The following is a 21,092-nucleotide window of genomic DNA, read 5'->3' as shown; positions in this document are numbered from 1 at the left end:
GCGCCGGGCGGGAGCTCACCCCGGCTGGTCAGCCCGCTGGGGGTCGCCGGTGTCCCGGAGCACGCGCAGCTGCACCACCAGCCAGGGCAGGCAGGCCAGTCCTGCCGCGGCCCGGGCGGCGTCCCAGGTGAGGGTGGAGGGCAGCTCGAGCGTGGCCACCGCCACCGCGACGGCGACCGCGGTCGGCACCCACACACCCGGCAGCAGCCGCGGCAGGGTCGCCCGCCGGGCCAGCGCCAGCCGCTGCACCCCGGCCTGGGCCGCGAAGGCCACGACCGTCGCGGCGGCCGCACCCGACAGCTCCCACACCGGGACCAGCACCAGGTTCAGCCCGACGTTGAGCACGGCGGCCACGCCCGCGGCCACCGCCAGCGGCGCGGTGGCCCGCAGCGTGATCAGCGCCCGTCCGGTCGCCGCGCTCGCCAGCACGGGGAACCCGGCCAGGGCCACCAGCAGGACGACGGGCAGCAGCGGGCCGGTGTCGTAGCTGGCCGGGGCGACGACGTCGAGCACGAACGGCGCGCCCAGCGTCAGCCCCAGGATCACCGGGCCCATCAGCCGCACGAGCCCGTCGCGCGCCGAGGCGATCACCGCCCACCGGTGCGACTCGTCCCGGATGGCGGCGATCCGGGGCGCCCAGGCCCCGCTGGTGACCGCCAGCAGCATCACCACGACGTTGCCGATGGTGTACGCGATCTGGTACCGGCCGGCCTCGGCCGAGCCCAGCAGCCGCTGCACCACGATCCGGTCACCGGCGTTGAGCACGTAGACGGCGAGCGAGCCGATCATCAGCGGGACGCCGAGGGACAGCGCGCGCCGGGCCAGCGCCGGGCCGAGGGCCGCCCGCCACCCGGGACGCACCATCAGCAGCCCGACGACGAGGGCCAGGGAGAGGGTGACCAGGTTGCCGAGGGCGTAGGTGCCGGCCACCCGCGAGCCGCTGCCCAGCAGCAGCGCCATCCCCACGACCTGGCCGCCCACCCCGGACAGCAGGGTGACCACGCTGAAGGCGCGGAAGCGGTCCTGGGCCAGCAGCAGAGCCGAGACCAGCTGCAGGCAGGCGGCCGGCGCGGTCCAGGCGACGGTGACCAGCAGGACCCGCGACCCCTCGCCGAAGCCCAGCGGGCCGCTCCACCACGGGAGGGTGGCGACGGCGACCAGGGTGACCAGCACCCCGAGCCCGAGCCCGAGGGCGACCAGCGCACGGGCGGGCCGGTCGACGCCGTCCTCGGCGCGCAGCAGCACCAGGACCTGGTCCAGCCCGACGACGGCGGCGACCACCAGCACCTGGTGCACCGCGATGCCGGCGGCCAGCTGGCCGAACTGGTCCGGGGGCAGCAGGTGGGCGAGCACGGGGGCGAACACCACCGAGCTGAGCAGCTGCAGCGCCCAGACCGCGACGTAGAGCAGGCCGCGGCCGAACAACGGGCCGGTGGACGGCTCGGTCGCCGCAGCGCCGGCCGGCTCCACCGCCGGGGCCACCGACGGCTCCAGCACCTGCTGCGCCGGTCCACCTGCCCTGCTCGGCCGATCGGTGTGCAATGGGTCCACTGCTGTCATGTCGCCCCCTTCCGTCCGGGTGTCCTGTGGGGCCGACGGTAGGGGCGCGGGGGTGCCGGACACCGCCGTCCCGGGCGGTTCGTCACCCGCCCGTGGCCGCGCTGTCCCCCGGTGGGGGTGCCGACGGGCGGATCGGCGTCCCTGCGCCGGATCCGAACACGCTGCGTCACCCGTCAGGCCGACCCGGGGGGCGATCGGTCACCCACTCGGGGCAAGGACGCTTGCCGGGTGCTCCTCCACCCCCGTAGTCAGATGACGCACAGTCACTGCAAGCACAGCAGCACGGGTGAGCGTTGACCCGCCGGGCGCACGAAATGGTCGCCACAGCCCGGCGGAGAGCAGAGGCGAAACCGGACCCGTTCTCTCCGATCAGAGGACCTGTCCCATGCCGCTCTCCCTCGTTCCCGCCCCGTCGTACGCCGCCCCCCGGGTGAGCGTCGTCATCCCGACCTACAACGAGGCGAAGAACCTCCCGCACGTGTTCGGCCTGCTGCCCGCCGACGTGCACGAGGTGATCGTGGTCGACGGCCGCAGCGTCGACGACACCGTCGCGGTCGCCCGCTCGCTGCGCCCCGACGTGACGATCGTGCTGCAGAACCGGCGGGGCAAGGGCAACGCCATGGCCTGCGGCTTCGCCGCGGTCACCGGCGACATCGTGGTCATGCTCGACGCCGACGGCTCGGCCGACCCGCGGGAGATCCCGCTGTTCGTGCAGGCCCTCGTCGACGGCGCCGACTTCGCCAAGGGCACCCGGTTCGCCGCCGGCGGCGGCAGCTCGGACATCACCGGCCTGCGGGCCTGGGGCAACCGCTGGCTCAACCGGGCCGCGAACGTCCTCTTCGGCACCCGCTACACCGACCTCTGCTACGGCTACAACGCCTTCTGGGCGCACTGCCTCGACGCCCTGGAGCTGGACGCCACCGACCGCCACACCGAGTCCAAGCTGTGGGGCGACGGGTTCGAGATCGAGACGCTGATCAACACCCGGGTGGCCAAGGCCGGCCTGCGCATCACCGAGGTCGGCAGCTTCGAGTTCGAGCGCATCCACGGCTCGAGCAACCTCAACACCTGGCGCGACGGCCTCCGCGTGCTGCGGGCCCTGGTCGTCGAGCGGGTCAACGGCAAGGGCACCCACGTCCCGGTCACCCGGGCCACGACCCCCGCGCCGGCCCCCGTGCCGGCGCTCGCGCCGGTGGTCCTCCTGCCGACCCCGCGGCTCGCGCCCGTCGTCGTCCCCGCCGCGGTCTGACCACCCCACCACAGAGCCGGAGGAACGGTCATGACCCAGGTCCTGCACCCCCACGCGCACGCCGCCCCGCGCTCGACGTCCGCGCGGCGCGCCGACACCCTCACCGTCGTGGTGTGCGCCTACACCACCGAGCGCACCGCCGACGTCGCCGCGGCGCTGGCCAGCCTGGCCGGGCAGACCCGCCGGCCCGACCAGGTGCTGCTGGTGGTCGACCACTCCCCCGAGCTGCTCGCCTGGGCCCGGGCCACCGTCGGCGAGGACGTCACCGTGCTGCCGAGCACCGGCCCCCGCGGGCTGTCCGGCGCGCGGAACACCGGCGTGGCCGCCGCCACCGGCGACGTCGTGGCCTTCCTCGACGACGACGCGGCCGCCGAGCCCGACTGGGCCCAGCAGCTGATGGCCGCCTTCGCCGAGGACGACGTGATCGGCGTCGGCGGCGGGGTCGAGCCGGCCTGGCCCGCCCTGCGGCCCAGCTGGTTCCCGCCGGAGTTCCTCTGGGTGGTCGGCTGCAGCTACACCGGCCTGCCCACGACCCGGGCGCAGATCCGCAACCCGATCGGGGCCAACATGGCGTTCCGGCGGGACGTCTTCACCGCCGTCGGCGGCTTCGACACGGGCATGGGCCGGCTCGGCAAGGACGCCGCCGGCTGCGAGGAGACCGAGTTCTCCATCCGCGCCGGCGCAGTCCCCGGCGAGGGCCGGATCGTGCTCGAGCCGGCCGCCCGGGTGCGGCACACGGTGTCCACCGACCGGGTGGCCCGCACCTACTTCCGCCGCCGCTGCCTGGCCGAGGGCCGGTCCAAGGCCCTGGTCAGCGGACTGGCCGGCGCCGGTGCCGCGCTGTCCACCGAGCGGGACTACGTGCGCCGCACGCTCCCGCGCGGGGTGCTCCGCGGGCTCGGCCAGACGCTGCGCGGCGACTCCTCCGGTGCCGCCCGCGCCGCGATGATCGTCGAGGGCCTGGGCTGGACGGCGGCCGGCTACCTCAGCGTGCGACTGCGTGCGGCGCTGCGGCCGGGACGCCGGGCGAGCGCCTGACCTCCGCGCGGGCCCGCAGGTAGAGCACCGGGCCCGCGGCGAAGCCGGCCAGCTCACGCCGCGTCGCACCCCGGGGGGCCGCCGCGGAGCCGCCGAGCCGCTCGGTCGTGGTCGCGGAGAGGTCCCGGCCACGGCGCAGGCCGGCCGGCACCCGCCGCAGCAGCTCACCGCGGGTTCCCCTGGTGAGCAGGCACTTGGTCAGGAACGCCGACAGCCCGCTGCCGTAGCCGAACAGCTGGCGCAGCAGCGCGGCGTCGTCGGCCCGGTGGTGGTGCCAGACCAGCGCGGAGGGCTCGTAGGCCAGCGCCCGACCGGCGCGCAGCACCCGCAGGAAGGCGTCGAGGTCCTCCCCGCCGCGGGTGCGGGCGCCGGCGCCGAGCGCCTCGTCGAAGCCGCCGAGGTCCACCAGCAGCTGCCGGTCGAAGGCGATGCTGGCGCCGGTGCCGAACAGGCCCGCGCCGTAGGGGTAGAGCGCGTTGCCCGGTGGCACGGTGGCCAGGTCGAACAGCTCGGGGCTGACGCGCGTCGACCACAGCTCGGTGCGCGCGTCGAAGTACTCCTCGGCCGGGCTGCCGATGCCGGCGGTGGCCACCAGGCCGGTCACGCAAGCGACGTCCGCGCGGCGGGCGAAGCCCAGCAGCAGGCCGGACACCCAGCCGGCGTCGACCGCGACGTCGTCGTCGGTGTACGCCACGATCTCGCCCCGGGCCTCGGCCAGCCCGCGGTTGCGGGCGCGGGACAGCCCCGGGCGCGGCTCACGGACGTAGCGGAAGCGGGCGTCGCTGGTGGCGAGGGCCTCCACCAGCACGCGGGTGCGCTCGTCGGTCGGGGCGTTGTCGACCACCACCACCTCCAGTTGCCGGTGGTCCAGGGCGGCCAGCCGCTCCAGGCAGCCGGCCAGCACCTCGCTGCGGTCGCGGGTGCAGACCACCACCGACACGCTGCGGTCGGAGCGGCTGCGCACCGGGCAGTCCTCCCCCGCCGTGGGCAGCGGGTCCGGGCCGGGCTGCAGGTGCTCGAGCGCCAGGTGTGCCGCGACCGCCTCGGCGTGCACGGTCCGCGACTCCCGGACGACGGCGGCGGCGTCCGGGCCGCCGGGGCCGGCGGGCACCGTGAGGTAGCCCAGGGGTGCCCCGTGGAGGCGCACCAGCACCCGGGCGCGCGGCTGGCCGGCCCAGGGCTGCACCCCGGTCACCGCCGGGGCGGCGGACAGCTCCAGCTCACCGCACCAGGTGCCGGGGGACGTGCTCGTCGCGGTGGTCACGGGTGTGCTCCTCAGGAGAGGTGGACGGCGAAGCGCACCACGGTCGCGACGGCACAGGCCGCCACGAGCACGCAGAGCGCGAGGGTGAGGGCCCGCCGGGTGGACCGGGAGCGGCCCGGGCCCGCGGCGTCGCGGACCTCCAGGACGGCGGTGAGCAGCAGCGCGGCGGCGAACAGGCAGGCACCGAGCCAGCCGGCGAGCGCGGCGGTCATCGGCCGGCCGTCCCGGTGAGCTCCAGGGCGGTGGCGTCCGGCCCGGTGTAGAGCACCTGGTAGGTGCCCGACCGCACGAGGTCGTCGGCCAGCTGGGTCCAGCCGGTCGGCTCGCCGCCCTGCAGTCGGACCTGCGCCTCCTGACTCCGGCCGAGCAGCACGAACCGCGGCTGCTCCTGCTCCGCGCACCGCAGCGCCGACGACCCGCACTCGGGGTCGGCCAGGTCCACCGCGCTCCAGCGGCCGACGCCGATCCCGAATACCGCACCGGTGGGCGTGAGCATGCCGATCGCGTCCCCGTCGGTGAGGCGGCCGGCGAGGGCGTCGGCCGCGGCGACGTCGGAGGACGTGACCCGCTCGAAGGCGACGTTGACCCCGCGGGTCGCGGTGATCCCGACACCGAGCAGCAGCAGGACCGCGGCCAGCACGGCCGTGCCGGCGCGGGTGCGCAGCCGGGTGAGCCGGCGCAGCGCGAGCGCGGTCAGCGGGGCGAGCAGCGGGGCCGCGAAGACGAAGACCCGCAGCACGACCTCCCCGCCGTAGCTGCCGAAGAGCACCAGCGACCCGGCCACGGCGACCAGGGCCGCGACCACCGGGGCCTCGCGGCGCCGGCGGATCGACCACCAGCCGACGACACCGGCCAGCAGGTAGACCAGCGACCAGCCCATCCGGACGTTCTGCATGCGCAGGTAGAGCGGGTCCCCGGCGACCCGGGCGGAGACCGCGGTGTCGAAGTTGGCGCCGGGCCGGCCCAGGTCGCCCAGGACGTTGCCCAGGTGGCCGATCCAGTAGTCGGTGGCGCCGTAGCTGAAGTGGACGGCGAACAGCAGGCCCACGGCCAGCCACAGCCGGCGGGCGCAGGTCCGCCCGGTGAGCACGAAGGCCAGGCAGGCCAGGGCGAGGGTGATCGGGGTGAGCTGGTGGCTGACCACGATCGCCGCGGCCAGCAGCAGCAGGGCGCCCTCCCAGGCCAGCACGCGGCGCGCAGAGACCCCGGCGGGCAGCTCGGGTGACCGGCGCCAGGCGCCCAGCACCCGCTGCCGGCGGCTGCCGGTCACCGGCCGGTGCGGCGCGGCCGTCGCCGACCACAGCAGCACCGCGATCGTGACCAGGTACAGCAGGAATGCGGTGGCCTGCGGGGAGAAGTAGTCCTGCTGGTACCAGTTGAAGGCCAGGTAGACGAAGACCGACAGCCAGGCCAGCCGCCGCGAGCGGGTGACGCACCGGGCGACGACCAGCAGCGGCGCGATCGCCGCCAGGTCGTAGAACACCGGGGCCAGCATCAGCAGCGAGCGCGCGTCGGGCATGCCGGCCAGCGCGACCAACTGGGCGCCGGCGGCGAAGAAGCCGGGCCAGTACGCGCGGGCGTCCAGGCCGGTGAAGGAGGCGGAGTTGCCGGTGATGAAGTCGATGAAGCCCACGTGCAGCCAGCCGGTGGAGAAGCCGGCCGCACCGTCGGCGACGTTGCCGAAGGCGAAGACCACGACGGTGAGCACCGCGGCGCTGAGCGCGAGCAGCGGCCCGTCCAGCACCGGGCGCAGCAGCTCGCGGGCGGCCACCCCGGCGACCAGCGCCAGGGACAGCAGGTACGGCCAGCCGACCACACCGACCACGCCGAGGCCGCCGGCCGCGTCGAGGTCGACGGTCGTGGTCGCCAGGGCCCACAGCGCCAGCGCGGCGGCGAGCGCGGTCAGCGGCAGGGCCCGGCGGCGGAGCGTCGCCGTCCCGCGGCCGGCCCGGGGTGGCAGGGCGGTGCGCGGCAGCCTGCGGAGCGCGGGGACGGTGAGAGCGAGCCCGGCGGCGCCCGTGAGGGCGGCGACCCCGACCGGGTGCCACCAGCCGGCGACCAGGGCGGCGTCGGTGGTCAGCAGGGCGACGGCGATGCTCACCGCGCCGGCCAGGGAGGCGGCCAGCAGCACATTGGGGACCCGGAGCAGGGAGACCGCCGGCACACCGGGCACGGCCAGGACGAACAGCAGCGCCAGCAGCGTGCGGCCGGGCAGCGGCACGTCCAGCGCCGCGACGAGCGGGGCCGCCACGGCCAGCACGGCGGCGGCCTGCACGACCAGCCGCTCGGTGCGCGCCCGGACGACGGCCGGCGTCCGGTCGGCGGCGGTGGCCGGCTGCGCGGAGCGGGCGTCGGGGGGAACGGCGACGGTCACGACCCCACCTCCCCACTGCGGGCCACGGTGGCCCGACAAGAGGTCATCGGCACCTCGGCGGTGGTCCTTGAGGACCGGCGGTCAGGCCGGTGCACGGTGTCCGGGCCGGCGCCGGTGGGCGTCGCGTGCGGTGGCGAGCACGCCCTCGAGCAGGTCCAGGTGCGCCGGGAACGACCAGTGCCGCTCGACCCACGCCACGCACTCCGCGCCCAGGCCCGGCTCGTCGCGCCGCCAGTCCAGCAGCCCGGCCAGCGTGACGGCCAGCCGGTCGGCGTCCCCGGGGGGCACGAGGAAGCGCGCCATCGGCCCGGACAGCAGCTCGGGCACCGCGCCGACCCGCGAGGCCACCACCGGCCGGCCGGTGGCCAGGCCCTCGAGCACCACCCGCCCGAAGGTCTCCGGCAGCAGGGTCGGGAAGGCCACGACGTCGGCGGCGTGCAGGAAGGGGACGACGTCGGTGGCCATCGGGAACAGCCGGTAGGACCGCGGGTCCAGCTGGGCCAGCTGTGCGGCGACCACCGGGTCGGGCTCGGCGGACAGCGAGTCGACCAGCACCAGCAGTGCGTCGGGCCGCCTGCTGGCCAGCTGCGTCCAGGCGCGCAGCAGCTCGGGCACGCCCTTGGCCCGGCTCAGGTGCCCGTAGCAGAGCACGACCGGGGCGTCGGGCGGGAGGCCGAGCTGGGCGCGGGCCGCCGCGCGCTCGGCGACGTCCCCGCGCGGGTAGGCCCTCGGCGGCAGCGCGTTGGGCACGAGGGTGACCCGCGCGGGGTCGACGCCCCGGTCGAGGTAGGCGTCGCGGACGGAGCCGGAGATCGCCACGAGGTGGTCCACGCCGGCGGCCAGCGGTCGCAGCCAGCGGAACGGCGGCGGTGCGTGCAGGTGGCAGACCAGCGCGGCCCCGGACCAGCGGGCGACGGCCTGCCCCCAGGGCAGGTGCTCCACCCGGTTCAGCCAGACGACCTCGGTGGCCCGCTGCCGGGCCCAGCGGGCCGGGCGGGAGAAGGCGCGGACGTCGCGCAGCGCCGTCCGCGGGTCGAACCCGAACCGGTGTGGGCCGTCCAGGTCGATGCCGGCTGCCTCGTACGCCGCGCGCAGCGGGCCGTCGGCGCCGTGGGCGACGCCCAGGGAGTGCCCGCGTCCGGCCAGCCCGATCGCGTCCTGCAGGGTGCAGATCTCCACCCCGCCCAGCGGCGCGAGCGCGACCGAGTGGGCGAGCAGCCGCATCGGCTCAGCGTCCGGCATCGATGCGCACCACCCGGGCCGGGTTGCCGACCGCGACGCCGCGCGCGGGGACGCTCTCCAGCACCAGGGCGAGCGCCCCGATCCGCGCGTGGTCGCCCACGTGCACGTCGCCGACCACCACGCAGCCGGCGCCCAGCTCCACGCCGTCCCCGAGGGAGGCGACGCCCTTCTCCGTGCCGTCGCGCCGGGTCACGTTGCCGATCGTGACGTTCTGGCGCAGCACGCAGTCCGCCCCCATCCGGACGGCGGGGTTGACCACGATGGCGTGCGGGTGGAACAGCCGCAGCCGGGGGCCGATGACCGCCTCGGGCGGCAGCTCCACGCCGATGAACAGCGAGCAGAGCAGCCGGTAGACCGCGCCGTACACGCGACCGGGGAACCCCCCGTGCGCGATGGCCCACTGGGCCGAGCGGTACCAGAGCAGGACGAGGCGGGAGTCGGTGTAGCCCGCGTTGACCGCCCAGTCCTGGGTGGTCCAGGCCCACAACGAGGACTCCTGCACCGACGGGCCGTGGGCTCGTCCGGGTGCGTCGTCACCCGTCACCTGGGCACTGCGCATGACCGGCCTCCGTCTCGGCTGGCACGGGCGGCCAACCAGGGAGGACATCGGCACGCAGCCGGACGATCTTGAGCGCAGCCCTTCCCGTGGTCGACCCCGGACACGGGACCGGCCCGCTCCCCCGGGTCGAGCGGGGAACGGGCCGGTGCCGGTGGCTCAGCGGACGACGGAGCGCGCCTCGTCCTCGGCGACGGCCTCGCCGGCCTTGCGGGCTGCCATCCGCTCCTTCTGCGGGATGACGATGTACTTCGGGTCCTTCGTGCTGGCGATCCCGGCCTCGAAGACGCCCATGCGGGTCATCACCGAGCCCGCGGCCAGCAACGTGCCCCCGATGACGGCACCGGCCCGGGTACGGCCCAGCAGCGCGGTGAACGCCGCACCGGTGATCGTGGCCTTCTTGGCCGCGCGCATCAGCGTGCCGGCCTTGCCCTCGTGGTACGGCTCGCTCAGCAGGCCGTGCCCGTGCTCGACCTTGTTGATCATGAACAGCTCGAGGGCCACGCCGGTCAGCGCGGTCTTGCGCGAGGGCCCGGCCTCGGCGACCGGGGTGAGCGCCATCGTGATCCCGCCGCCGGCCGCCATCGCCGACCCGGCGAAGACGTAGGGCAGCTCGGTGTGCACCTCGTGCCAGCTCGGCGCGGCGGTGTTGGACAGCAGCACCGCGGTGTAGGTGGCCATCGGGCCACCGAACGCCGCCGCCGCGATCGCCGACGCCTTGCGGGCACCGGGGAAGAACCGGGCCAGCGCGGGCAGGAACGGCAGCACCTTCGTGCCCAACTTCAGCAGCGGCGCCAGCTCCAGCAGCCGGAAGCCGGCCGCCGCGGAGGTGAAGGCGCTGAACGGCGACAGGATGTAGGAGCCCACCGACAGCGGCGAGGTCGGCTTGAACACGCGGAGCATGTGCAGGAAGCGCTCGGGCCGGCCGAGGTCGTCGATCAGCAGCACCACCGAGCCGAGCGCCGCGGCACCCGCGACGTACTCGGCGTTGCGGGCCAGCGTGGGCCGGTCGGTGAACTCGGCCAGCGCACCCAGCACCGACGACGTGCCCGCGGCGCCACCGAGGAACAGGTACAGCGGGACCTCGGGGTTCTTCCACGTCGGCGTCTTGACTATCTGCCGGCCGTAGTAAGAGCTGAACTCCGCGTCGGGGACCATGGCCGCCTCGCGGTTGCCGCTCCCCCACCCGCCGCCGCCCTTGCGCCGCTTGCGCCGCTTGGGCTGGGTCAGGTCGGTGCCACCGGCGCGGTGCCAGCCACCGGCCGCCGCGACCAGCGGGGCCTCGCCGGCCGGCTCGTTGCCGGTCGGGCCGGCGTCGAGGGAGCGCCCGTTGAGGTGCGCGTCGTCCGCGGCCGGGTGGCCGTTGCTGCTCGGGGTGGTCATCAGCGCCGCCGTCCCAGGAAGGAGGAGGCGACCACGCCGACGATCATCGCCGCACCGGTCGCCGCGGCCTTCCACATGGCGGGGAGGTCGCGGGTGGTGACGATCGGGTCCGGCGGCAGGCCGTAGACCTCCGGCTCGTCGAGCAGCAGGAAGAACGCGCCGACGCCACCGACGCCGTCGCTCTCGTCCCGCCCGTACAGCCGCGCGGTCTCCACGCCCTGGCTCTTCAGCGTCGCCAGCCGGGCGTCGGCCCGGGCCTGCAGCTCGTCGAGGTCACCGAACTGGATCGACTGGGTCGGGCACGCCGTGGCGCAGGCCGGCTGCAGCCCGTCGGTGAGCCGGTCGTAGCACATCGTGCACTTGAAGGCCCGGCCGTCGTCCTTGCGGACGTCGATGACGCCGTAGGGGCAGGCCGAGACGCAGTAGCCGCAGCCGTTGCAGATGTCGCCCTGGACGACGACGGTGCCGAACTCGGTGCGGAAGAGCGCACCGGTCGGGCAGACGTCCAGACACCCGGCGTGCGTGCAGTGCTTGCAGACGTCGGAGGACATCAGCCAGCGGATCTGCGTGCCGCCGTCGCCACCGGTGACGGAGGTCTGCGGGTCGAACTCGCTCAGCGCCTCGGCGTTGAGCACGCTGGTCTGCGCGGCGAGCACGCTGTCGGCCTGCGGGCTGATCGCGTTGGCGCCGTGGTCGTGGCCGTGGTCGTGCCGGTCGGCGCCGGGCATCCCGATCGTGGGCATCGGCAGGTCGACCGAGCGGCTCTGCTCGATGAAGGACACGTGACGCCAGGAGTTGGCGCCCAGCTGCCCGGTGTTGTCGTAGGACATGCCGGACATGCCCATCTGGCCCAGGACGCCGTTCGCGTCGTCCATGGGGAGCGTGTTCCACTCCTTGCAGGCGACCTCGCAGGCCTTGCAGCCGATGCAGACCGACGTGTCGGTGAAGAAGCCCACCCGGCTCGGGTGGTCCTCCTCGTAGCCGGCGTCGGCCGAGACGTCGGGCAGCGGCCCGAACAGCCGGTTCCTGCTGTCGGCCCCCTCCAGGGAGGGACTGGCCGAGCTGACGGTGGTCATCGCCGTTCCCTGCTCTCGGTGTCCGGTGGAACGGTGCTCATGCGCCTGACGCCTCCATGGCGCTGGGGTCCTCGTCGGGGGCGCGGCCGTTGAGCCCGACCCGGCCCGACTGGACGCCGGCCCGCATCCGGTACGCCTCGACGTAGTCCAGCAGCTCCGGCCCGCGCGGCCGGCGGCCGGGCACGATGTCGGCGGTGCTGACCTTGTCCTCCTGGATGTGCGTGTTCGCGTCCAGGACGATCCCGAGCAGGTCGTTGGCGTTGTCGCCGGTGGACAGACCCGCGTAGGACCAGTGGTAGGGCATGCCGATCTGGTGCACGACCTGCCCGCCCTTGAGCTTGATCGGGCGCATCCGCTCGGTCACCAGCACCTTGGCCTCGATCGCCGTCCGGGCACTGATCAGCGTGGCGAACTCGCCGTTGGTCAGACCGCGCAGCTCGGCGAGCTCGGGTGAGACCTCGACGAAGAACTCCGGCTGGAGCTCGGACAGGTAGGGCAGGGTGCGGCTCATGGCACCGGCCGTGTGGTGCTCGGTGAGCCGGTAGGTGGTCACCTGGAACGGGTACACCTCGCTGCGCGAGGGGTTCTCCCGGTTCCAGGGCCCGGCGATCCGCTCGATCGTCGGGCTCGACTGCTGGGCGTAGAGGTGGTTCTCCGCGACCGACTCCGAGGGCTCGTAGTGCGTCGGCATCGGGCCGTCGACCAGCCCGGCCGGTGCGTACAGCCAGCCCTTGCCGTCGCCCTGCATGACGAACGGGTCGGCACCACCGATGGCGGCCTGCGCCCGTGCGCCCTCCGGCGGGACGTAGTCCGGCCGCTTGGTCGCCTCGAAGTCCGGGACGTCCTCACCGACCCACCGGCCGGCTGCCTCGTCCCAGGACACGTACGCCTTGCGCTCGCTCCACGGCTTGCCGTCGGGGTCGGCCGAGGCGCGGTTGTAGAGCATGCGGCGGTTGAGCGGCCAGGCCCAGCCCCACTCGCCGGCCACCGGGCCCATCTCACGGGCGGGCTTGCGCCGGGCGGCCTGGTTGACCTCGTCGGCGTAGACGCCGGTGTAGATCCAGCAGCCGCCGGTGGTCGACCCGTCGTCCTTCATGTCGATGTAGGTCGACAGCGCCCGCCCGTCGGGACCGGTGCCGTTGATCTCGCGCAGCACGGCCGCGGCGTCGGGGTCCGCGGTCTCCCCGATCAGCGGGTAGTCCCACGTCAGGGTCTGCAGCGGACGGTCCTTGGGGTCGGTCGAGGACGCCAGGCGCTCCCGGAGGATGCGGCCCAGGTGGTAGTAGAACCACAGGTCGCTGCGTGCGTCCATGGGCGGCTCGACGGCCTTCTCCCGCCACTGCAGCAGCCGCTGCGTCTGGGTGAAGGTGCCCTCCTTCTCCACGTGCGTCGCCGCAGGCATGAAGAAGACCTCGGTGCCGATCGTCTCCGGCGCCATCTCGCCGGACTCGATCTCCGGCCCTTCCTTCCAGAAGGTCGCCGACTCGATCATCTGGAGGTCGCGGACGACCAGCCAGTCGAGGTTGGCCAGGCCGAACCGGTTCATCTTGCCGTTCGGGTGCCCGACGGAGGGGTTCTCACCCACCAGGAAGTAGCCGTGCACCTTGCCGGCGATCATGTCCGCGATCGTGCGGTAGGAGCTGTGGTCGCCGTTGATCTTGGGGATGTAGTCGAAGGCGAAGTCGTTCTCCGCGGTCGCCTCGTCGCCCCACCAGGACTTGAGCATGCTGGTGATGTAGGCGGGCTTGTTGCCCCAGAAGCCGCCCTTGCCGGCGGCGTCGGCGACGTAGTCGGACAGCGTCTCGTGCAGCGACGCGTGCGGCATCGGCAGGTAGCCGGGGAGCAGGTTGTACAGCGTCGGGACGTCGGTCGAGCCCTGGATGCTGGCGTGACCGCGCAGCGCCATGATCCCGCCGCCGGGACGGCCGATGTTGCCCAGCAGCAGCTGCAGGATCGAGGCGGTGCGGATGTACTGCGCGCCGACGCTGTGCTGCGTCCAGCCCACCGAGTACACCCACGCCGTCGTCCGGTCGCGGTTGCTGTTCGACGTGACCCACTTGGCGACCTGCTCGAACACCTCCGGCTCGATGCCGCAGACGTCGGAGACCATCTCGGGCGTGTAGCGGGCGAAGTGCCGCTTGAGCACCTGGAAGACGGTGCGCGGGTGCTCCAGCGTCTCGTCGCGCTTGGGCTTGGCCGGGATCGTCGGCCCACCGCTGCCGTGGGTCTGTGCCTGGTCGCTGGCCTCCACGGAGTCCTGCTGGTTGGCGGCCTCCTGCTCGGCGGCCCCGGCGGGGTCGTCGGAACTGGCGTGCGGCGCCTCGGCGGGCTCGTAGGCCCAGGAGGTCTCGTCGTACTGGCCGTTCTCCGGGTCGAAGCCGGAGAACAGGCCGTCGAGGTCCTCGGTGTCGACGAAGTCCTCACCCACCAGCGACGCGGCGTTGGTGTAGGCGACCACGTACTCACGGAAGTACAGGTCGTTGTCCAGGACGTACTTGATCAGCGCACCGAGGAACGCGATGTCGGTGCCGAGCCGGATCGGCACGTGCAGGTCGGCGATGGCCGACGTGCGCGTGAACCGCGGGTCGATGTGGATGATCTTGGCGCCGCGCGCCTTGGCCTCCGTCACCCACTGGAACCCGACCGGATGGCACTCGGCCATGTTCGAGCCCTCGATGACGATGCAGTCGGCATTGGCGAGGTCCTGCAGGGGGTTCGTGGCGCCGCCACGACCGAACGAGGCTCCCAGACCGGGAACCGTCGCGGAGTGCTATATGCGGGCCTGGTTCTCGATCTGTACCGCACCCAGGGCGCTGTACAGCTTCTTCATCAGGTAGTTCTCTTCGTTGTCCAGCGTCGCGCCGCCCAGGCTGGCGAAGCCCATGGTGCGGTTGACCCGCTTGCCGGCGTCCATGGTCTGCCAGCCCTTCTCACGGGCCTCCAGGACGCGGTCGGCGATCATCTCCATCGCCGTGTCGAGGTCGAGGTCCTCCCAGTCCGTGGCGTACGGACGGCGGTACTTGACCGTCGTGACGCGGGAGGGGCTGTTGACCAGGCCCTTGGTCGCGCTGCCCTTCGGGCAGAGCCGGCCGCGGCTGATCGGGGAGTCAGGGTCGCCCTCGATCTGGACGACCTGCTCGTCCTTCACGAAGACCCGCTGCGCACAACCCACGGCGCAGTACGGGCAGACCGACTTCACCACCCGGTCGGCGGTCGCCGTGCGGCTGACCACCTGCTCGGTGGCCTTGCTGCGCGCGGCCACGCCGCGCCCCAGCGGGTCGTTCCCAGTGAGCTGCCGGAACACCGGCCACGCGTCGAGCCACGTCTTCACGTCCGGGAGCTTGCCACCTGGTGACGCACGACGCTCGTCCACCCCACCCCCGGCGGGTCGGGTCTGCGGGTTGCGCGGTGACGGAACCGGCGGCGACCCGAGCTCCTCCCCGGCGCGGGACGGCGGCGACCTCTGGGTGACCGACCGCTCACCGCCCGGCGTCGTGCGCCCGGGTCCGCGGACGGACCGGGACGCAATCGTGTCCGGGGGGCTGGTGCAGGCCAGTACCGTCATCGGAGACACCCAGGAGGCGCACCATCGCGACCAGACCCGCAGGCTGCTCGGACGCACATCTCGGCTGCCCCTGTGCCGGCGACCCGGCGGTCCACGCCACCCGCGCCGAGGCCGTCGCCCAGCCCGACCCCGACGCGACCATCGAGTGCCCCGAGTGCGGCGAGCCCAGCAGCCCGCGACCCGTCGTGACCTGGGGCCACTGCCGCGCCTGCCGCACCGCCGACTCACGGGCCGTCCAGCCGCTGCGCTGGTAGACCCGACCGCGCCGCACCCTCTTCCCCCCTGCGGGTGACGGGGGGCCGCTGCGGCTGCAGTGGAGAGCCCGACCTCCCGACCACTCCCCTGTGACCTCTGGAGTGCTCGCCGCACCGGCGCGGGCCGCGACCGCCCCTCGACGGGGCGGCGCGGCCTCCCCCGTGCTGAACCGGCACCTGCTCCTCGCTGCCCTCGTCAGCCTCACCACGCTCGCGGCCGGCCTGCTGCCTGGTCGGCTGGCGGTCCCGGTGGCCGTCACGCTGAACTTCGCGGTCGTCGCGGTCGTCCTGGTCCACCTGGGCCGCAACGGGCGGCGCAGTGCCCACCCTGCGGGCTGGCGCTGGTACGTCGTCTCCGTGGCGGTCAGCGCCGGCGGCGCTCTCCTGCTGGGCGCGGTGCTGCCCTGGGGGCAGACCGCCCTGGGCAGCGTCCCCGGGCAGCTGCTCGTCGTCGTCGCGGTCCACCGGATGCTCGACCGGGCACAGCTGCGCGCGGCCCGCGCGCAGGTGGCGACGATGCTCGTCCTGTTCGTCCTCGCCGACCTGCTGACCGTGCACTCGCTCTACCAGCTCACGATCGGCCGGTCCGGGCTTCTCACGCTCCCGCAGACCGTCGCCCTGTTCGCCCTCCTGACCAGCATCGCGCTCGGCACCGGGCTCTCCCTGGTCTTCGTCGCCCTCGCCCCCGTGCGGCAGCGTCCGATCGGCTGGTCGCTGTTCGCCGCCCAGGTCGCCACCGCGCTGGCCGGCGCCTCCTCCTCCGTGGCGAGCGGCCCGGGCACCGTGCAGTTCCTCGCCTGCGCCGCCAGCGTCCTCGGGCTCATGCTGCTCGCTGCCGCCTGCCGCGCCGACCGTCCCGACGACCGGCCCGCCCCGGCCGGCACCCGGAACGGCTCCACCCTCGGTGCCCTGCTCCCGCACACCACCGCGATGGCCGGCGGCAGCCTGCTCCTGGTCAGCGTGCTCCTCACCGGTGAGCTGACCCTCGCCGGGACGACGCTCGGCATCCTGGGCCTGGGCGCGCTGCTGGCCCACCAGACCGTCTCCTGGCGCACCGAGCAGCAGCTGACCACCGACCTGCAGCGCAGCGAGGCCTACTTCCGGGCGCTGGTGCGCAGCAGCGCCGACCCGGTGCTGATCCTGGACGACCAGCTCACCGTCCGGTGGGTCTCGCCGTCCATCACCGACCTGCTGGGACTGGACCCCGCGCGCATCGTCGGCGGGCAGCTGACCGACGTCGTCCACCCCGACGACACCCCGGGCCTCATCACCGCGCTCACCTCCGCCAGCACCGAGGCCGGCTCGACCAAGACCCGCACCGCCCGGGTGCGCCACCTCGACGGCCGCTGGCGGCTGATCCAGGCCCAGGTGCGCGACCTGCGCAGCGACCCCGACGTCGGCGGCCTGGTGCTCTACTGCCGCGACGTCACGGCCACCGCGCCGACCGCGGTCGAGCCCGACCTCGCCTTCAGCACCTCCGACCCGGCCACCGGGCTGCCCAACCGCTCCGCGCTCACCACCCGGCTCGGCGCGCTGCTGCGCGACCCGGCCGTGCCCACCACCTCGCTGGTGCTGCTGGGCGTCGAGGGGCTGCCCGACACCGACGACGCGGCGGTGCTGTGCGAGCTGACCACCCGGTTCAGCCGGGTCCTGCGCGGCGACGACTGGCTGGCCCGGTCCGGCGCCGGTGAGTTCGCGGTGCTCGTCGACGGCAGCATCGCCGACGCCGAGGTGGTCGCCACCCGGCTCGTCGCCGCCGTCGAGCCGGTCGCCATCGGCGCGGGCACGCTCCGGCTGACCGCCGTCGCCGGGATCGCCTCCCTGGGCTCGGACGTCGACGCCGGCGAGGGCCTGCGCCGCGGCGACCTGGCGCTGCGCAGCGCCCGGGCCGCCGGTCCGGGCCGGGTGCGCCGGCACTCCGACGCGCTGCGCATCACCCAGGACCGCCAGGAGTCGCTGCGGGTGGACCTGGACCGCGCCCTGGAGCGTGAGCAGCTGCGGCTGGTCTACCAGCCCGTCGTCGACCTGGCCCTGCACCGCACCGTCTCGGTCGAGGCGCTGCTGCGCTGGCGGCACCCCACCTACGGCGACGTCTCCCCCGCAGAGTTCGTCCCGCTGGCCGAGGAGTCGGCGCTGATCAGCGAGATCAGCCGCTGGGTGCTGGTCGAGGCCATGACCACGATCGCCGCCCTGCCGCACCGCGACCTCGGCGTGGCCGTCAACGTCTCCGCACGGCACGTGCGCAGCGGCGAGCTGGTCGCCGACGTCCTCGCGGCGCTGGAGTCCAGCGGCCTGCCCGCCTCGCGGCTGATCCTGGAGATCACCGAGTCGGTGCTGCTGGACGACAGCCACGTCACCGACGACCTGGCCGCCCTGCGGCGGCTCGGCGTCCGGATCGCCGTCGACGACTTCGGCACCGGCTGGTCGTCGCTGGCCTACCTGGTGGGCCTGCCCATCGACGTGCTGAAGATGGACCGGCAGTTCCTCGCCGACGTCGAGACCGACCCCCAGCGCCGGGCGCTGTGCGCCTCGGTGCTGCACCTGGGCAGCAGCCTGGGCCTGGCGGTGGTCGTCGAGGGCGTGGAGACCGAGCCGGAGCTGCAGCTGCTGCGCGACATGGGCCATCGCTACATCCAGGGCTTCCTGCTGGCCCGCCCGATGGACGTCTCGGCGCTGCCCGCCGGCCTGCCCGGGATCGCCGGGCCCGGCGCGGCGGTCCAGATCGGCGCCTCCCCCGACGGGACGGCGTCGTGACCCGCGTCCGCCGCGCCCCGCTGACCGCGGTGCTGCTGGCCGCCCTGCTGGCCCTGGCGGTCACCGTCCCGTTCAGTGCCCACGGCCCGGGGCCGGAGTGGGACAACATGGTCCTGGTGCTGGTCGGCGGCTGGGCCGCCTGGCATGCCCACCGGCTCACCCGGCGGATGCGCCGGCGGGACCGGCTGCCCTGGCAGGTGCTGGGCGCCAGCGCGCTGCTGTTCGCGCTGGCCAGCCTGGTCAGCGGCCTGGGCACCGGCGTCGCCCTCGGCGACCTGGGGCTGGGCGACCTGCTGGTCCTCCTCGCCGCGTTCGGCCCGCCGGTCAGTGCGGCGCTGCTCGGCGGCCGGGTCCGCGGCACCAACTGGCCGCTGCTGGTCGTCGACGGGGTGATGGTCGCCTTCGCCCTCGTCGTCGTCGCCGACGTCCTGGTCCTGTCCCCCGCGCTGTCCCCCGGCGCGGTGCGCGGGGACCTGCTGCCGCTGGTGATCGGCTACGGCGTCTACCCGGCGCTCGCCATCGGTCTCGTGGGCGCGCTGTGCACCGTCTCCACCGCCGCCGTGCGCCGGCCGGCCACCGCGGTCACCGCGACGACCGTCCTCGTGGGCGCGAGCTCGGCGCTGCAGGCGGTCTACATCGTCGTGCCGTCGACACTGTGGGCCGGCGCGGCTGACGCGGCTGTGGTCGCCGCGCTCGTCGTCGCCGTCCGGGCCGTCCGGCTCGCCGTCGCCGCGGCGGGCACCGGCGTGCCCTCGGACACCACCCCGGTCGTCAACGCCGCCGGCGTCGCCGTGCAGGTGGCCGCCCTGGTCGGTGTCCCGGTCACCCTCGTCGCCGCGATCGTGCTCGACATGCCCGTGCACGACGGCGCGATCGCCTGCACCGCGGTGGTCATCACGATGCTGCTGGTGCGCATCGTGCTTCGCATCCGGGAGAGCGGGCGCGTGCAGGCCGACCTGGTGCGCAGCGAGGACGACTTCCGCGGCCTGGTCGAGGCCAGCTCCGACGGCGTGGCGATCGTCGACGCCGAGCTGCGCCTGGAGTTCACCTCCCCGGCGGCCCGCACCCTGCTCGGCGTCCTCGACTCCGACCTGCACCCCTCCCTGCTGGACCTGCTGCACGACGGCGACCGCACCCGGGTGCGCCACGAGCTGACCGTCGGCACCGGCGAGGTCGCCCCCGCGTTGCACCTGCGCGTGCAGGACGCCGGCGGCGAGCCCCGCGAGCTCGAGGTCACCCACCACGAGCGCCCCGGCAGCGGCCGGCGGGTGCTGCACCTGCGCGACGTGACCACCCGCCGCCGCCGCGAGCGGGAGCTGGAGCGGATGGCCTTCACCGACCACCTCACCCGGCTGCCCAACCGCGCGATGCTGTTCCAGGAGATGGCCGCCCCGACGACCCCGGGCGGACAGCGCTGCCTGCTCGTGCTCGACCTCGACGGGTTCAAGGCCGTCAACGAGTCCGCCGGGCACGAGGCCGGCGACCTGCTGCTGGTCGAGGTGGCCCGGCGGCTGCAGAGCCTGCTGCGCACCGACGACCTGGTCGCCCGCCTGGGCGGCGACGAGTTCGCCGTGCTCGTGGCCGGCGCCGAGGAGGACGCGGTCGAGGCGGCCCAGCGGGTCGTCGACGTCCTGGCCCACCCCTACCGGGTCGGCAACCGCAGCTTCAGCGTCGGCGCCAGCGTCGGACTGGCCCGGCTCAACCCCGGCGGCGGGCAGGTCGCCTTCCGCCAGGCCGACGCCGCGCTCGGCGCGGCCAAGCAGGCCGGCAAGGGCTGCTGGCGCGTGCACACCGACGACCTGGTCGGGCAGGCCGCGGCCAGCAGCGACGTCCTGGCCGCCATCGCGGCCGGTGAGGTCCAGCTGCGCTACGACGTGGTCTCCACCAGCGACACCGGCGAGGTCTACGGGCTGCACAGCGCCCCGGTGTGGGCGCACCCGGAGCTCGGGGTGCTGCCGGCACCGGAGCTGTGGGCCGCGGCCGAGCGGCAGGGCTGCAACGGCGTGCTGCAGCAGTGGCTGCTGCGGCGGGCCTGTGCGGAGGTGGCCGCCCTGGACGGCGAGCTGACGCTGGGGTTCGACCTGCCGGCCGGGCAGGTGCACGCCGACGAGCTCGCCGGCGAGGTCGCCGCCGCGCTGGCCGAGGCCGGCATGGTGCCGCGACAGCTGGCGCTGGCCTTCGACGAGGAGGTGCTGCAGACCTCCTCGGCCGGGCTCATCCCCGCGCTGCACACCGTCCGCGCCGCCGGCGTGCACCTGTGCTTGAACGACTTCGGCATGGGCTCCACGCTGTGGTCGCAGCTGGCCCGGGTGCCGCTGGACACCGTGCGCGTCGACGTCCGCGGCCTGGCCGCCCCCGGCGACCACGACCGGACGATGCGGGTGCTGTCGGCCATCGAGAGCAGCGCGGCCGCCTTCGACGTCTACACGTTCGCCAGCGGCGTGGGCAGCCCGGAGCTCTACGAGGCGATCCGTGCGCAGTGCCAGATGGCCGTCACCGGGCCGGTGCTGCCCACCGGGCTGACCGCCGACCAGGTCGCCGCGCTGCTGCGGCACCCCTCGGCCGCCGGCGCCGCGGCGCTGCTGGTGTGACCCGCGGCGGCGTGGGCCAGGGGGACGAGACGGTCCCCGGAGGAACTCGGTCACGAGAGGGCCACCGCGAGCTGACGACGGCGTCCGCCCCCGAGCCGGCCCGGGACCGGGCTCCGGGTTCCAGTGAATTGCGTGCCGTCAAGTGCTCAAGCACCTGGTCGGACCGGCCGAAGTAGGGGTTACGCC

Annotated in this window: 13 protein-coding genes and 1 pseudogene; 4 read left to right on the top strand and 10 right to left on the bottom strand. The window is 74.7% G+C overall.

Features of this window, described 5'->3' with window-relative positions:
* Window positions 1–15: 15 nt before the first annotated feature.
* Window positions 16–1,560 (bottom strand): lipopolysaccharide biosynthesis protein, encoded by a 1,545-nt coding sequence (locus GCU67_RS20075; protein ID WP_163613141.1) that lies wholly within the window; start codon window positions 1,558–1,560, stop codon window positions 16–18.
* A gap of 385 nt (window positions 1,561–1,945) precedes the next feature.
* On the opposite strand from GCU67_RS20075, the gene GCU67_RS20070 reads away from it, so the two are divergent.
* Both GCU67_RS20070 and GCU67_RS20065 read left to right on the top strand, forming a co-directional pair.
* Window positions 1,946–2,809 carry a glycosyltransferase family 2 protein gene (locus tag GCU67_RS20070; RefSeq protein WP_163613140.1) on the top strand — a complete coding sequence of 288 codons (864 nt, stop codon included), beginning with the start codon at window positions 1,946–1,948 and terminating at the stop codon, window positions 2,807–2,809.
* A gap of 30 nt (window positions 2,810–2,839) precedes the next feature.
* Window positions 2,840–3,847: a glycosyltransferase family 2 protein gene (locus GCU67_RS20065; protein WP_163613139.1), complete on the top strand. Its 1,008-nt coding sequence runs from the start codon at window positions 2,840–2,842 to the stop codon at window positions 3,845–3,847.
* Here GCU67_RS20065 and GCU67_RS20060 read toward each other — a convergent pair.
* The 9 genes and pseudogenes from GCU67_RS20060 to GCU67_RS23135 form a co-directional block, all read right to left on the bottom strand.
* The gene (locus tag GCU67_RS20060; protein WP_163613138.1) at window positions 3,795–5,111 is read right to left on the bottom strand and encodes a glycosyltransferase; all 1,317 of its coding nucleotides are present in this window, start codon (window positions 5,109–5,111) and stop codon (window positions 3,795–3,797) included. The genes GCU67_RS20065 and GCU67_RS20060 overlap by 53 nt on opposite strands.
* A gap of 11 nt (window positions 5,112–5,122) precedes the next feature.
* A complete protein-coding gene (locus GCU67_RS20055) occupies window positions 5,123–5,323 on the bottom strand; it encodes a hypothetical protein (protein WP_163613137.1) in 201 nt (66 codons plus the stop codon).
* Window positions 5,320–7,485 carry a serine/threonine protein kinase gene (locus GCU67_RS20050; RefSeq protein ID WP_163613136.1) on the bottom strand — a complete coding sequence of 722 codons (2,166 nt, stop codon included), beginning with the start codon at window positions 7,483–7,485 and terminating at the stop codon, window positions 5,320–5,322. The genes GCU67_RS20055 and GCU67_RS20050 overlap by 4 nt, the downstream gene beginning before the upstream one ends.
* 81 nt (window positions 7,486–7,566) lie before the next feature.
* Complete coding sequence (locus GCU67_RS20045) at window positions 7,567–8,727, bottom strand: glycosyltransferase family 4 protein (RefSeq protein ID WP_163613135.1); 1,161 nt, start codon at window positions 8,725–8,727, stop codon at window positions 7,567–7,569.
* A complete protein-coding gene (locus GCU67_RS20040) occupies window positions 8,714–9,286 on the bottom strand; it encodes an LbetaH domain-containing protein (RefSeq protein ID WP_163613134.1) in 573 nt (190 codons plus the stop codon). Before GCU67_RS20040 ends, GCU67_RS20045 begins: the two co-directional genes overlap by 14 nt.
* 156 nt (window positions 9,287–9,442) lie before the next feature.
* Entirely contained in the window at window positions 9,443–10,666 is a 1,224-nt protein-coding gene (gene nrfD, locus GCU67_RS20035) for an NrfD/PsrC family molybdoenzyme membrane anchor subunit (RefSeq protein ID WP_163613133.1), read from the bottom strand.
* A complete protein-coding gene (locus GCU67_RS20030) occupies window positions 10,666–11,742 on the bottom strand; it encodes a 4Fe-4S dicluster domain-containing protein (RefSeq protein WP_163613132.1) in 1,077 nt (358 codons plus the stop codon). Before GCU67_RS20030 ends, nrfD begins: the two co-directional genes overlap by 1 nt.
* Before the next feature lie 37 nt (window positions 11,743–11,779).
* Window positions 11,780–14,500: pseudogene (fdh, locus tag GCU67_RS20025) on the bottom strand (formate dehydrogenase); the annotation flags it as partial.
* A gap of 12 nt (window positions 14,501–14,512) precedes the next feature.
* A complete protein-coding gene (locus GCU67_RS23135) occupies window positions 14,513–15,073 on the bottom strand; it encodes a molybdopterin-binding domain-containing protein (RefSeq protein WP_163613131.1) in 561 nt (186 codons plus the stop codon).
* A gap of 578 nt (window positions 15,074–15,651) precedes the next feature.
* Here GCU67_RS23135 and GCU67_RS20015 point away from each other — a divergent pair.
* Window positions 15,652–18,315: an EAL domain-containing protein gene (locus GCU67_RS20015; protein WP_163613130.1), complete on the top strand. Its 2,664-nt coding sequence runs from the start codon at window positions 15,652–15,654 to the stop codon at window positions 18,313–18,315.
* Window positions 18,312–20,906 carry a diguanylate cyclase domain-containing protein gene (locus GCU67_RS20010; protein WP_163613129.1) on the top strand — a complete coding sequence of 865 codons (2,595 nt, stop codon included), beginning with the start codon at window positions 18,312–18,314 and terminating at the stop codon, window positions 20,904–20,906. The genes GCU67_RS20015 and GCU67_RS20010 overlap by 4 nt, the downstream gene beginning before the upstream one ends.
* Window positions 20,907–21,092: the final 186 nt, after the last annotated feature.

The organism is Modestobacter muralis, from assembly GCF_010682105.1.
Lineage (GTDB): Bacteria > Actinomycetota > Actinomycetes > Mycobacteriales > Geodermatophilaceae > Modestobacter > Modestobacter muralis.
This window is presented reverse-complemented; position numbering and strand designations above follow the sequence as displayed.